Raw genomic sequence first — 13,986 nt, 5'->3', positions numbered from 1 at the left:
ACCCTGCACCATCAAGTTTTCGGAGGGAAACATGAACGATACGACCGCAACCCCGACCTTCAAGCCGAAGAAGTCCGTCGCCCTGTCCGGCACCGCCGCCGGCAACACCGCGCTGTGCAGCGTGGGCCGTAGTGGCAACGATCTGCACTACCGTGGCTACGACATCCTGGACCTGGCCAACACCAGCGAGTTCGAGGAAATCGCCTACCTGCTGGTGCACGGCAAGCTGCCGACCCGCGCCGAGCTGGTTTCGTACAAGGCCAAGCTGAAGTCGCTGCGCGGCATTCCGGCAGCAGTGAAGGCGGCGCTGGAAGAACTGCCGCCGTCGGCACACCCGATGGACGTGATGCGCACCGGCGTGTCCGTGCTTGGCTGCGTGGCGCCGGAGAAGGACGATCACAACCATCCGGGCGCGCGTGACATCGCCGACAAGCTGATGGCCTGCCTCGGTTCGATGCTGCTGTACTGGTACCACTGGAGCCACAACGGCCGCGCCATCGACGTGGAAACCGACGACGACTCGATCGGTGGCCACTTCCTGCACCTGCTGCACGGCGAGAAGCCGCAGGAATCGTGGGTGAAGGCGATGCACACCTCGCTGATCCTGTACGCGGAACACGAGTTCAATGCCTCGACCTTCACCTGCCGCGTCATCGCCGGTACCGGCAGCGACATGTACAGCGCGATCTGTGGTGGCATCGGTGCGCTGCGTGGTCCCAAGCATGGCGGTGCCAATGAAGTGGCCTTCGAAGTGCAGAAGCGCTACGACAACCCGGATGAGGCCGAGGAAGACATCAAGGCCCGCGTCGAGCGCAAGGAAGTGGTGATCGGTTTCGGCCACCCGGTCTACACCGTGTCCGATCCGCGCAACAAGGTGATCAAGGATGTGGCCCGCGAGCTGTCCGAAGAGCAGTCGAGCATGAAGATGTACGACATCGCCGAGCGCCTGGAATCGGTGATGTGGGACATCAAGAAGATGTTCCCGAACCTGGACTGGTTCAGCGCCGTCAGCTACCACATGATGGGCGTGCCGACCGCCATGTTCACCCCGCTGTTCGTGATCGCCCGCACCGCCGGCTGGAGCGCGCACATCGTAGAACAGCGCATCGACGGCAAGATCATCCGTCCGAGCGCCAATTACATCGGCCCGGAAGACCGCGACTTCGTTGCCATCGACAAGCGCGTCTGATCCACCTGCTGTATCCATCCGGCCGGCCCCGTGCCGGCCGGATGCTTTCGCCGCCGCACTGCCGGCACCCGGCCCGCCCAAAGCACCCCGCCAGCCCATGAATACCGATTACCGCAAGAACCTCCCCGGCAGCTCGCTGGACTATTTCGACGCGCGTGCCGCTGTCGATGCGATCCAGCCGGGCGCCTATGCCACGCTGCCGTACGTGTCGCGCGTGCTGGCCGAAAACCTGGTGCGTCGTTGTGATCCGGCCACGCTGACCGATTCGCTGAAGCAGCTGATCGAGCGCCGTCGCGACCTGGATTTCCCCTGGTTCCCCGCGCGCGTGGTGTGCCATGACATCCTCGGCCAGACCGCGTTGGTCGACCTGGCTGGCCTGCGTGATGCGATCGCCGACAAGGGTGGTGATCCGGCCAAGGTCAATCCGGTGGTGCCGGTGCAGCTGATCGTCGATCACTCGCTGGCGGTGGAATGCGGTGGTTACGATCCGCAGGCGTTCGAGAAGAACCGCGCCATCGAGGATCGCCGCAACGAAGACCGTTTCCACTTCATCGACTGGACCAAGCTGGCCTTCGAGAACGTGGACGTGATTCCGCCGGGCAACGGCATCATGCACCAGATCAACCTGGAGAAGATGTCGCCGGTGATCTACGTGCAGAACGGGGTGGCCTTCCCGGATACCTGCGTGGGCACCGACAGCCACACCCCGCACGTGGATGCGCTGGGCGTGATCGCGATTGGTGTTGGCGGCCTGGAAGCGGAGAACGTGATGCTGGGCCGCGCGTCGTGGATGCGCTTGCCCGATACCGTGGGCGTCGAACTCAGCGGTCGCCCGCAGCCGGGCATCACCGCCACCGACGTGGTGCTGGCCCTGACCGAGTTCCTGCGCAAGGAGCGCGTGGTCGGCGCGTGGCTTGAATTCTTCGGCGAGGGGGCGGCGGCACTGACCATCGGTGACCGCGCCACCATCTCCAACATGTGCCCCGAGTACGGCGCCACCGCCGCGATGTTCTACATCGACGGGCAGACCATCGATTACCTGCGCCTGACCGGCCGCGAGGAATCGCAGGTGGCGCTGGTGGAGAACTACGCCCGTACCACCGGCCTGTGGGCCGATGACCTGGCCACCGCACAATACGAGCGTGTGCTGCGCTTCGACCTGTCCAGCGTGGTGCGCAACATGGCCGGCCCGTCCAACCCGCACAAGCGCGTGGCGACTGCCGAGCTGGCCGAGCGCGGCATCGCCGACGAAGCCAAGCTGGAAGCGGGCAAGGCCGAGCAGGCGCAGGGGCTGATGCCCGACGGCGCGGTGATCATCGCCGCCATCACCAGCTGCACCAATACGTCCAATCCGCGCAATGTGATCGCCGCCGCACTGCTGGCGCGCAAGGCCAACGAGCGTGGCCTGCTGCGCAAGCCGTGGGTGAAGTCGTCGCTGGCGCCGGGTTCGAAGGCGGTGCAGCTGTACCTGGAAGAGGCCGGCCTGCTGCCGGACCTGGAAAAGCTCGGCTTCGGCATCGTCGCCTTCGCCTGCACCACCTGCAACGGCATGAGTGGCGCGCTGGACCCGAAGATCCAGCAGGAAATCATCGATCGCGACCTGTATTCCACCGCCGTGTTGTCGGGCAACCGCAACTTCGATGGCCGCATCCACCCGTATGCGAAGCAGGCCTTCCTGGCTTCGCCGCCGCTGGTGATCGCCTATGCCATCGCCGGCACCGTGCGCTTCGATATCGAGAAGGACGTGCTGGGCGTGGACACCGACGGCAACGAGGTGCGCCTGAAGGACATCTGGCCGAGCGACGCCGAGATCGACGCGGTGGTGAAGGCCTCGGTGAAGCCGGAGCAGTTCCGCCGCGTCTACAACCCGATGTTCAACGTGCGCGTGGAGCATGGTGCGGCGGTCAGCCCGCTGTACGACTGGCGCCCGCAGAGCACCTACATCCGCCGTCCGCCGTACTGGGAGGGCGCACTGGCCGGTGAGCGCACGCTGTCTGGCATGCGCGCTGGCGGTGCTGCCGGACAACATCACCACCGACCACCTGTCGCCGTCCAACGCGATCCTGGCGTCCAGTGCCGCCGGTGAGTACCTGGCGAAGATGGGCCTGCCGGAAGAGGACTTCAATTCCTACGCCACCCACCGCGGTGACCACCTGACCGCGCAGCGCGCCACCTTCGCCAACCCGAAGCTGTTCAACGAGATGGTGCGCAACGACGACGGCAGCGTGAAGCAGGGTTCGCTGGCGCGAGTGGAGCCGGAAGGCAAGGTGATGCGCATGTGGGAAGCGATCGAGACCTACATGGACCGCAAGCAGCCGCTGATCATCATTGCCGGTGCCGACTACGGGCAGGGCAGCTCGCGCGACTGGGCCGCCAAGGGCGTGCGCCTGGCTGGCGTGGAGGCGATCGCGGCCGAAGGCTTCGAACGGATTCACCGTACCAACCTGATCGGCATGGGCGTGCTGCCGCTGGAGTTCAAGCCGGGCACCACCCGCCTGACCCTGGGCATCGATGGCACCGAGACCTTCGACGTGATCGGCGAGCGCACCCCGCGCGCTGACCTGACCCTGGTCATCCACCGCCGCGACGGCCAGGACGTGATCGTGCCGGTCACCTGCCGCCTGGACAGCGACGAGGAAGTGGCGATCTACGAAGCCGGCGGCGTGCTGCAGCGCTTCGCCCAGGACTTCCTGGAAGGCGCCAAGGTGGCGTGATGCCGGACTGAATGCCTGCCCCCGGAGGCCGGGGGCGGGCTTGTCCGACACCAGGGCAGGGCGCACACTGACTTGGCAAAAACTGCCAAAGGAGAGTTTCATGGCCACCATGAACATTTCGCTGACCGATCCGCTCAAGCAGTTCGTGGACGAGGAAGTGCGCGAAGGCGGCTACTCCAGTACGTCGGATTATGTGCGTGACCTGATCCGCCAGCGTCAGCGCAGCAAGGCTGAAGAGCTGCTCAAGCAGCTGATTGCCGAGGGGCTGGCGTCGGGACCTGCCGTTCCGGTGACAGCGGCCACATTCGAGCGGATGCGTCGCGAACTGACCGAAAGGATGGAGCGTGAAGGCGATTGAATGGAGGCCCCGGGCCGAAGCCGACGTAGCCGATGCCGCGCTGTGGTTCGCACGGCAGGGTGGCCTGGTACTGGGTCGGCGCTTTCTCGCCGAGTTGGAGGCCACGCTTCAACGCATCGCGGTGTTTCCATGCTCGGGTTCCATCCGGCACGCCGATCTTGCAGCACAGCTGCCGGTGCCTTTGCGCTTCATGCTGGTTCCTGGCTTCGAACGCTACCTCGTCTATTACCTCGATCTACCGGACCGCGTGGACGTCATGCGGGTGTGGTGCGTTGATCGTGGCCTTGACGCACTGATGCAAGACATTTCCTGAAATCCAAACGCTTGGATCCGACGATGAATTTTCTTCCGCAACTCCGTATTCCCGCTACCTACATGCGCGGCGGCACCAGCAAGGGCGTGTTCTTCCGCCTGCAGGACCTGCCCGAGGCCGCGCAGGTGCCGGGCGCCGCACGCGATGCGCTGCTGATGCGCGTGATCGGCTCGCCCGATCCGTATGGCAAGCAGACCGACGGCATGGGCGGCGCCACCTCCAGTACCAGCAAGTGCGTGATCATTTCCACCGCTTCGGTGCCTGACCACGACGTGGACTACCTGTATGGCCAGGTGTCGATCGACACCGCCTTCGTCGACTGGAGCGGCAACTGCGGCAACCTCAGCACTGCGGTGGGTCCGTTCGCGATTGCCAATGGTCTGATCGATCCGGCCCGCGTGCCGCGCGATGGCCTGTGCACCGTGCGCATCTGGCAGGCCAACATCGGCAAGACCATCATCGCGCACGTGCCGATGCGCGATGGCGAAGTACAGGAGATCGGCGATTTCGAGCTGGATGGCGTGACCTTCCCGGCCGCCGAGATCCAGCTGGAATTCATCCATCCGTCCGATGACGGCGATGCGGGCGCGATGTTCCCGACCGGCAACCTGGTCGACACCCTCGATGTCCCCGGCGTGGGCAGTTTCGAGGTGACGATGATCACCGCTGGCATCCCGACGATCTTCCTCAACGCTGCCGATCTGGGCTACAGCGGCACCGAGCTGCAGCCGGCGATCAATGAGGACAAGGCCGCACTGCAGAAATTCGAGACCATCCGCGCACATGGCGCGCTGCGCATGGGCCTGATCTCGAAACTTGAAGACGCAGCAACCCGCCAGCACACGCCGAAGGTGGCCTTCGTGGCGCCGGCGCAGGACTATGTGTCGTCCAGTGGCAAGGCAATCCCGGCGTCGGCCATCGATCTGCACGCACGTGCGTTGTCGATGGGTAAGCTGCACCACGCGATGATGGGCACCGCCGCCGTGGCGATTGGTACCGCCGCGGCGATTCCGGGCACGCTGGTCAATCGTGCGGCCGGCGGCGGCGAACGCGAAGCGGTGACCTTTGGTCACCCCTCCGGCACGTTGCGCGTGGGTGCGCAGGCCGGCCTCGTTGACGGCCAGTGGACAGTAAGCAAGGCCATCATGAGCCGCAGTGCCCGCGTGCTGATGGAAGGCAAGGTGCGGGTACCGGCCGAGTGATGCGTTGGTAAACGCCAACCAAGGTTGGCGACTACCGGGCCGCAGTGACCAATTGCTTTGGTAGATGCCAACCTTGGTTGGCATGGTGCACGGGCAACCGTGCACCGTAACAAGGAGATCGACGATGTCCGACAACCCCACCCCATCCAACGAGCGTGCAGCGTGGGATGCGCTGCTGGTGGACATCGTCGATTACGTGCGCGACGCCCGTATCGACTCACCGCTGGCGTTCCAGACCGCGCACCACTGCCTGCTTGATACGCTGGGCTGCGGGCTGGAAGCGCTGTCCTTCCCGGCCTGCAGCAAGCTGCTCGGTCCCGTGGTGCCGGGCATCAGCGTGGTCAACGGCGCGCGTTCCGGGCACCCACTACGTGCTGGACCCGGTGCAGGCGGCGTTCAATCTGGGCGCGATGGTGCGCTGGCTCGATTTCAACGACACCTGGCTGGCCGCCGAATGGGGCCACCCGTCGGACAATCTGGGCGGAATCCTCGCCGTCTGCGACTGGCTGGGACGCAACGCGCAGGCCCTGCGCCGCCCGCCGCCGACCGTGCACGACGTGCTGCTGGCGATGATCAAGGCGCACGAGATCCAGGGTGTACTGGCCCTGCAGAATTCCTTCAATCGGGTCGGGCTGGACCATGTGGTGCTGGTCAAGGTCGCCACCACCGCTGTGGTGGCGCAGCTGCTCGGGCTGGATCGCGAACGCATGCTCAATGCAGTGTCGCTGGCCTGGGTCGATGGCCAGGCGCTGCGGACCTACCGGCACGCGCCCAACACCGGTTCGCGCAAGAGCTGGGCCGCCGGCGATGCCACCAGCCGTGGCGTACGCCTGGCGCTGATCGCGGCAACGGGTGAAATGGGCTATCCGAGCGTGCTCAGTGCACCGACCTGGGGCTTCGAGGCCGTGTCCATGCGCGGTCAGGCACTGACGCTGGGGCGACCGTTGGGCAGCTATGTGATGGAGAACGTGCTGTTCAAGATCAGCTACCCGGCCGAGTTCCACGGCCAGACCGCAGTGGAGGCCGCGGTCATGCTGCACCAGCAGTTGCGTGCGATGGGGCGGCGGGTCGAGGACATCGCGCACATTGCGATCCGGACCCAGGAAGCCTGCATCCGCATCATCGACAAGCAGGGCCCACTGCATAACCCGGCCGACCGCGACCACTGCGTGCAGTACATGGTCGCCATCGCGCTGCTGCACGGGCGGTTGACGGCCGAGGATTACGAGGACGACGTTGCCGCCGACCCGCGAATCGACGCACTGCGCGCGAAGATGGCCTGCCACGAGGATCCGCAAATCAGCGCCGACTATCTGGACCCGGACAAGCGCAGCATCGCCAACGGCCTGAGCGTGCGCTTCAACGATGGCAGTGAACTGCCGGAAGTGCTGGTGGAGTACCCGCTTGGCCACGCCCGACGCCGCGGAGAAGGCATTCCGCTGCTGATGGACAAGTTCCGCCGGCACCTGGCCCATCGCTTCCCGACCGCCCAGCAGCAGCGCATCCTGGTGGCATCGCTGGATCCGGTGGCGCTGGCGGCGATGCCCTTGACCGACTACGTGGATCTGTACCTGCCGGGGTAGGGGCTTCGTCGGATCTGGCGCTGCGCCTGCTTGCCGGGCACGTAGCTGCACCTGCTTTGGTAGGTGCCAACATTGGTTGGCACAGCCGACGCCAACCAAGGTTGGCGACTACCGGGATGCTTTGGTCCACGCTGCAGTCTGCAGAGGTTCCTCAGAGATAGTGTAATCCCGCGATAGCGATAGACTAAGCCGGATCAGATCACATATGTGGAAAGGCATCCATAGTCGGTGCGTACCGAAATGGCATTGTCTCCCGTCCATGCAATATGCGCGGTACGCACCACATGATCGACGGGAAAGCGTCGAATTTCCCTCATGTCTGCAAAGTCATAAAGTGCAATATGACCGCGGTGCATGACGGCCAATCGCTTGCTATCGCAGTCCAGTGCAAAGTCAGTTCGTGTCATATCAGTGAACTCCGGCCACCCGGGGCGGGATTCGCCTGTTGCCGCGTCCAGGCACAGCAGGCGCCACCGTCCATACTCTTCCAAGGCCAACAACCAGCGTCCATCCGCGCTCCACTCCATCTTGACGATCATTTCAAAATCAGCCTGATGTCGGCACACGGTCTTGGCCTGGGCGACATCGATGTACTCGATCTCACCCGGATTGGCACAGCAGGCAAGCATCGTGGCATCCGCTGAGAGCGTGCCCATCATCTGCTCGGAATGCCCGCCAACCATCGCAGGGGAGCGCGCCAGCTGCATGATGTGCCTTCCATCGTCGAGTCTCATTACCGTTACCTGCTCACCGTCATGCCATGCGGCATGCCCGTTGGACCTTGTCAGGAAGGGCGATGACAGTACGGATGCATCGCTGATCCGCTGGGGAGGACTGCCATCTGAAGTCCAAAGGTAGATTCCAGAGTCGAATCGAATCAGGAATCCTGTCCGGTCATCCGTAGGTAGTGCCGACCAGGCAAGGTCCGTCTTGCTTGATCGCCAACCATGGATGATCTCAGCGTCTTCACCGATGAGCAGCAACATGTCGGTTGCCGCACCATGCGTGTCTTCGTCCTGGTGCTGATTGGTCGCCAGCTTCCCATTGCAACCCGCAATCATCAGGGCTCCCGTGTACCCCCCGCCAATGTAACGATGCATGCAGGGTTCGCCTGCGGCAGCAGCTGGGTTCACGAGTACGAAGCCCTTTTTCAGCCGCGACCACTCCTGTTTGATGGCCCATTTCAGTGCCTCGTCGGGACTCGGGAAGTCTTTCAACTGTGACTTCAGCTTCCCGGGGCTTCCGGAGGTGACTTCGACAGTACCTCGGTCACATCGCGTACCCCAGACCTTACCGGTCGCTGGATCCTGAATCATGCGTACTCGTGTCATTGCAATGTTCACTGCTGTTCAGAAGGCCTGATGCCGATGCTACAGCGGCGACTGAAGGCCGATTGGGAAGTCGCTCAATCGAGGGTTGAACCCGTCACTTTGGGGCGACTTCGGCCTTTTCTCCGCCGGGACATTGCGCGCCACGATTGGGGGAGCGCCCGATCCCAAGCCAGACAGGTTGCCGGCATCGGCCTGTGCCTGGCGCGGCGGGGGAGGGGCGCTTGGGTAGGTGCCAACCTTGGTTGCCACGGCTATCGCCAACCGAGGTTGGCGGCTACCGGTCCTGCCGGCCAGCGGCCGGCACTACCCGCCCGGGCAATTGCCGAATTCGCGTCAACACCTTGACGCGGCCTGCCTATAATGGCCGCCTCGATCAAGGAGTGACGACATGAGCGGTCCGGCACGGCGGAAGCGGTGGGGATGGGCGGCGGCGGTACTGGCAGGAGGCCTGTTGCTGGGCCTGGCCGGCTGCCGCAACGACAGCGGGCAGCTGCCCAAGGCCAGTGGTGAGGCGATCACCACCAAAGCCGAGCAGGTGAAGGAATTCACCCTGCTGCGCGCTTATCCGGACCAGAAGAATGACGGCCTGTCGCTGGCGCTGGAGTTCTCGCGCCCGCTGGTCGGCACCCAGGATTTCGACAAGCTGGTGCGCTTCGAGGAGAAGGTCGGCACCGACGACAGCAGCTGGACGCTGTCCGATGACGGCCTGACCCTGCGCTACCCGTTCGTCGAGGCCGGCAAGGAGTTCAGCCTGGTGGTCTCGCCGGACCTGCTGGCCGCCGATGGCAGCCGGCTGGGCAAGGAGCTGAAGCAGAAGGTGTTCAGCGGCGAGCTGAAGCCGGTGGTCGGTTTCGCCTCGCAGGGCAGCGTGCTGCCGGCCAAGGACAGCCGCGGCCTGCCGGTGGTCTCGGTGAACGTGCCGGAGGTCGATGTCGAGTTCCTGCGCGTGCGCGAGAAGGACCTGCCGACCTTCTTCAGCCAGTACCAGCGCGGCGGCCGCCGCGGCAGCTGGGAGCTGAGCAGCGACTACGAGCGCAGCCCGATCAACAAGCTGGCAGAGCCGGTCTACGTCAACCGCTTCATCCTGGGGGGCAAGAAGAACGAGCGGGTGCTGACCTACCTGCCGACCCAGGACATCAAGGAACTGCAGGAGCCGGGGCTGTACTTCGCCCTGCTCAAGCGCACCGGTGACTATGAAGGCGAGTTCGACACCGCGTTCTTCTCGGTCAGCGACATCGGCCTGCATACCCGTGCCTACAAGGACAAGCTGTTCGTGCACACCGCCGGCCTGAAGGACGGCGCGCCACTGAAGGGCATCGACCTGCGCGTGCTGGATGCCAAGGGCGAGGTGGTGCTCAAGGGCAGTACCGATGGCAATGGCAATGCGCTGCTGAACTACACCCTGGATGCCACTCACGTGCTGGTCGCCAGCACGGGCAAGGACACCAGCTTCCTGCCGTTCAACCAGCCGGCGCTGGACCTGAGCGAATTCGCCGTGGCCGGCCGTGACAATGCCTGGTTCGACGTCTATGCCTGGTCCGGGCGCGACCTGTATCGCCCGGGCGAAACCGTGCGCCTGTCCGCACTGCTGCGCGACAACGATGGCAAGCCGGTCAAGGCTCAGCCGGTGTTCCTGCGCCTGAAGCAGCCCGACGGCAAGACCTTCCGCGAGACTCGCCTGCAGCCGGGCGAGCAGGGCTACATCAACTTTGAGCAGGTGATCCCCGCCGAGGCGCCGACCGGGCGCTGGCAGGTCGAGTTCCGCACCGATCCGGCCAGCAAGGAAGCGATCCAGGGCATGACCCTGCGCATCGAGGAGTTCCTGCCCGAGCGCATGAAGCTGGACCTGGACAGCGCGCAGAAGACGCTGAAGCCGGGTGAGGACCTGCGCCTGCAGGCCAATGGCGCCTACCTGTACGGGGCGCCGGCCGACGGCAACCGCTTCACCGCGCGTATGGCGGTGGCCGCCGAACAACAGCCGGTCGAGGGCCTGCCGGGCTACTTCTTCGGTGACCCGACTCTGCAGTTGCCGCGCGAAGCCAAGGACGTGATCGACACCACGTTGCCGGGCAACGGCCAGCTGCGTGAGGATGTGGCGCTGCCGGAAGAGGCGGCCAAGGCCAAGGCGCCGATTGCCGTGGTGCTGTCCGGCAGCCTGTATGAAACCGGTGGCCGCACCGTCACCCGTACCCTGAAGCGGGTGATGTGGCCGGCCAACGCCCTGGTCGGTGTACGCCCGCTGTTCAACCCGGAGGACGGTGCCGATTCCAACGGCAACGCGCGCTTCGAATTGATGCGCGTGGATGCTGCTGGTACGCCGCAGCCGGCCAAGGGCCTGAAGATCACCTTGGTGCGCGAGCTGCGCGACTACCACTGGACCTTCAACGACAACCGCTGGGACTACGATTTCACCCGCCGTTTCGAGAACAAGGAAACCCGCACCGTCGATGCCGGCAGCAGTGCGGTCGCCTTCGATTTCCCGGTGGAGTGGGGCGAGTACCGGGTGGACGTGTTCGACCCGTCCACCGGCCTGACCAGTCGCTATCCGTTCCGCGCCGGCTGGAGCTGGGGCGATGACAACCGCGGCCTGGACGCGCGCCCTGACAAGATCAAGCTGGGCCTGGACAAGACCGGCTACAAGGCAGGCGACACGCTTGAGGTGACGGTGACCCCGCCGCACGCCGGCAAGGGCATCCTGATGGTCGAGACCGACCGCATGCTGTACGTGCAGGACATCGACGCCAAGCCGGGTTCGACCTTCAAGATTCCGGTCACCGCTGACTGGGAGCGCCACGACGTCTACATCACCGCGCTGGTGTTCCGCGGCGGCAGTGCGCCGAGCAAGATCACCCCGGCCCGTGCGGTGGGCGTGGTGCACGTACCGATGGACCGCAAGGCCCGCACCGTGGCCGTCGGCCTGGCAGCGCCCAAGCAGATGCGACCGGAACAGGACCTGCCGGTGACGGTCAGCGCACCGCAGCTGGCCGGCAAAATGGCGCACGTCACGGTCTCGGCGGTGGACGTGGGCATCCTCAACATCACCCGCTTCCCGGTGCCCGATGCCGGTGCGCACTTCTTCGCCCAGCGTCGCCTCGGCATTGATGCCTACGACATCTACAGCCGGGTGATCGAGAGCTTTGACGGCGGTGCCGGCAAGCTGAAGTTCGGTGGCGACATGGCGCTGCAGGCGTTGCCGCAGGCCAAGCGCCCGACCGCGCGCGTGCAGACCGTGGACCTGTTCTCTGGCCCGGTGCAGCTCGATGCCAAGGGCATCGCCCGCATCCGCCTGAAGGTGCCGGACTTCAACGGCACCCTGCGGGTGTCGGCACTGGTCTACAGCGATGACCAGTACGGCAAGCGCGACGTGGAAACCGTGGTGCGTGCGCCGATCCTCGCCGAAGCCAGCATGCCGCGCGTGCTCGCTCCGGGCGACCGCAGCACCGTGACCCTGGACGTGCAGAACTTCACCGGCAAGCCGGGCCAGTTCAACGTGAAGGTGGAAAGCGAGGGCCCGCTGAACCTGGGCGAAGGCAGCCGCAGCGTGCAGTTGAATGCCGACGCCAAGACCACGTTGAGCTTCCCGCTTTCGGCACGCGAGGGCCACAGCGTGGCCAAGGTGCGGGTGCGGGTGGACGGCAACGGCTTCAAGGCCGATCGCCGTTACGACCTGCCGGTGCGTGCGGCGTGGCCGCAGGTGCTGCGTTCGCAGGTGCGCACGCTTGATCCGCTGGCCGCGGTCAGCCTCGACAACAGCCTGAGCGATGGCCTGATGGCCGAGTCGGTGAATGCCCGCCTGCTGGTCAGCCCGCTGCCGCCGATCCCGTTCGCCAGTGCGCTGCAGGGCGCGCTGAACTACCCGTACGGCTGTGCCGAGCAGACCACCAGCAAGGGCTACGCCGCGCTGATCCTGGACCAGGCGACGTCGTCGATGCTCGGTGCCGATGGCCTGGATGCCAAGACCCGTCGCGAGCGCATGGAAGGTGCGTTCGGTCGCCTGGCGTCGATGCAGGTGGCCAATGGCAACTTCTCGATGTGGGGTGACGACGGCTACGTGAACCCATGGCTGACCCCGTACATCACCGAGTTCCTGCTCGATGCCAAGGACGCCGGTTTTGCGGTGCCCGACAACGTGCTGCAGAAGGCGCTCAACCGCCTCAGCGAGGATCTGCTGTCCGGTGGCAACCAGTTCTATGGGCAGGACGACCGCGAGAAGCTGAAGTTCGCCAACCAGGCGTACTCGGGCTACGTGCTGGCCCGGGTCAACCGTGCGCCGCTGGGTACCCTGCGCACGCTGTACGACAACGAGCGCAGCAAGGCGGTCGGCGGCCTGTCGCTGGTCCACCTGGGCGTGGCGCTGTCGTTGCAGGGCGATGCCAAGCGCGGCCAGGCCGCGCTGGCGGCGGCCTTCGCCAAGTCCAGCAGCGAACGCCCGTCGTACTTCGGCGACTACGGCAGTGCGATCCGTGATGACGCGCTGATGATCGCGCTGACCCACGAAAACAAGCTGGCCAAGCCGGCCTGGGATGCACGTGCGGTCGACCTCGGCCGTGGCCTGGATGCGCGCCGCAATGCCGGCTGGATGTGGCTGAGCACGCAGGAACAGGTGGCCATCGCCCGCCTTGGCAAGGCACTGGCCGCCAATCAGAAGGCGCTGGTGGCCGGTGAGCTGGTGATCGGTGGCAACACCGAAGCCATCGGCGAGCGCAAGCTGTTCGGCCGCAATTTCAGCGCCAGCGAGCTGGCCAGCGGCGTGCGCTTCACTCCGCAGGGGCAGCCGCCGATGTTCGCCAGCATCGACGTGGCCGGTATCCCGCGCAGTGCGCCGGCACCGGACAACAGCGTGCTGGGCATTGAGCGCAGCTACTTCGGCACCGATGGCAAGCCGTGGTCGCCGCGTCCGCTGAAGGAAGGCGAAGCGCTGATCGTGCGCGTCACCGTCACCGCCGACACCACGATGCCCGATGCACTGCTGACCGACCTGCTGCCGGCCGGCCTGGAGATCGAGAACTTCAACCTGGGCGATGCCAAGCAGTGGGCCGACGTAGTGGTTGATGGCATCACCATCAGCGACCGCGGCGAAGCTGCCGACACCAAGCACGAGGAGTTCCGCGACGACCGCTATGTGGCTGCGCTGAAGCTCTCGCGTGGCAGCAAGGCCAACGTGTTCTATCTGGTGCGTGCGGTGACCCCGGGTACCTACTCGGTGCCGCCGCCGCTGGTGGAGGACATGTACCGGCCGCAGCTGCGTGGCGTCGGCCGTAGCAACCCGACCACGATCACGGTGGTACAGCCGTGA

At 65.3% G+C, this 13,986-nt stretch carries 6 protein-coding genes and 2 pseudogenes; 7 read left to right on the top strand and 1 reads right to left on the bottom strand.

Translation table 11 applies throughout. The features are described from left to right. Positions 1-31: 31 nt before the first annotated feature. The 6 genes and pseudogenes from prpC to ACZK2V_RS17240 all read left to right on the top strand — a co-directional run bounded on the left by prpC (position 32) and on the right by ACZK2V_RS17240 (position 7,359). A complete protein-coding gene (gene prpC, locus ACZK2V_RS17265; RefSeq protein ID WP_014038133.1) occupies positions 32-1,189 on the top strand; it encodes a bifunctional 2-methylcitrate synthase/citrate synthase in 1,158 nt (385 codons plus the stop codon). 97 nt (positions 1,190-1,286) lie between these two features. Beyond that, positions 1,287-3,903 (top strand): annotated as a pseudogene (gene acnD / locus ACZK2V_RS17260) (Fe/S-dependent 2-methylisocitrate dehydratase AcnD). A 100-nt stretch (positions 3,904-4,003) separates the two neighbouring features. Next, positions 4,004-4,261 carry a type II toxin-antitoxin system ParD family antitoxin gene (locus ACZK2V_RS17255; RefSeq protein WP_006384133.1) on the top strand — a complete coding sequence of 86 codons (258 nt, stop codon included), beginning with the start codon at positions 4,004-4,006 and terminating at the stop codon, positions 4,259-4,261. Further along, the gene (locus ACZK2V_RS17250) at positions 4,248-4,574 is read left to right on the top strand and encodes a type II toxin-antitoxin system RelE/ParE family toxin (RefSeq protein ID WP_180844190.1); all 327 of its coding nucleotides are present in this window, start codon (positions 4,248-4,250) and stop codon (positions 4,572-4,574) included. The genes ACZK2V_RS17255 and ACZK2V_RS17250 overlap by 14 nt, the downstream gene beginning before the upstream one ends. Before the next feature lie 23 nt (positions 4,575-4,597). Then, positions 4,598-5,776, top strand: a complete 1,179-nt coding sequence (prpF, locus tag ACZK2V_RS17245) for a 2-methylaconitate cis-trans isomerase PrpF (RefSeq protein ID WP_486322615.1) — start codon at positions 4,598-4,600, stop codon at positions 5,774-5,776. A 124-nt stretch (positions 5,777-5,900) separates the two neighbouring features. Continuing rightward, a pseudogene (locus tag ACZK2V_RS17240) lies at positions 5,901-7,359 on the top strand (bifunctional 2-methylcitrate dehydratase/aconitate hydratase). Positions 7,360-7,553: 194 nt separating this feature from the next. On the opposite strand, the gene ACZK2V_RS17235 reads toward ACZK2V_RS17240, so the two are convergent. Beyond that, positions 7,554-8,576: a WD40 repeat domain-containing protein gene (locus ACZK2V_RS17235; protein ID WP_201117071.1), complete on the bottom strand. Its 1,023-nt coding sequence runs from the start codon at positions 8,574-8,576 to the stop codon at positions 7,554-7,556. Between the two features lie 502 nt (positions 8,577-9,078). Here ACZK2V_RS17235 and ACZK2V_RS17230 point away from each other — a divergent pair. Beyond that, positions 9,079-13,986, top strand: coding sequence for an alpha-2-macroglobulin family protein (locus tag ACZK2V_RS17230; RefSeq protein ID WP_201117069.1), 4,908 nt, complete (start codon positions 9,079-9,081; stop codon positions 13,984-13,986).

The organism is Stenotrophomonas sp. 93052_Sma (assembly GCF_056481145.1).
The sequence above is the reverse complement of the archived record's forward strand: the minus strand, read 5'-3'. Positions and strand labels throughout refer to the sequence as shown.

Bases quoted from the DNA above. Each gene is read 5' to 3' on its own strand.
- prpC (WP_014038133.1), top strand. From the start codon at position 32: ATGAACGATACGACCGCAACCCCGACCTTCAAGCCGAAGAAGTCCGTC.
- ACZK2V_RS17255 (WP_006384133.1), top strand. From the start codon at position 4,004: ATGGCCACCATGAACATTTCGCTGACCGATCCGCTCAAGCAGTTCGTG.
- prpF (WP_486322615.1), top strand. From the start codon at position 4,598: ATGAATTTTCTTCCGCAACTCCGTATTCCCGCTACCTACATGCGCGGC.
- ACZK2V_RS17230 (WP_201117069.1), top strand. From the start codon at position 9,079: ATGAGCGGTCCGGCACGGCGGAAGCGGTGGGGATGGGCGGCGGCGGTA.